Annotated in this window: 1 pseudogene; it reads right to left on the minus strand. The window is 62.9% G+C overall.

The features are described from left to right. Nucleotides 1–256: pseudogene (locus SB822_RS58825) on the minus strand (ABC transporter ATP-binding protein); the annotation flags it as partial.

Consider the following 256-nt stretch of genomic DNA (forward strand, 5'->3'; position numbering starts at 1 on the left):
GGACGCATGGTGAGCGAGACGTTGTCGAGCACCTCGAGTGCGCCAAAGCTCTTCGAGACCTTCTGGATGACGATCTCGCCGCCTGTGCGCTGATCGATCCACGGATTCGCTGCGCCGGGGATTTTCGACTCGCTCGGCGCGATGGCGGCGGCAAGCCGCGACTCGCCGGCAAATGCAGTTTCGCGCCGGCGCAGCACGAATGCAGCAAGCTTTTTGATGGCCTCTTCGAATGGCGACGACGTTCTGCTGCGTGTCG

It is taken from the genome of Paraburkholderia sp. SIMBA_054 (genome assembly GCF_046534875.1).
GTDB lineage: Bacteria > Pseudomonadota > Gammaproteobacteria > Burkholderiales > Burkholderiaceae > Paraburkholderia > Paraburkholderia hospita.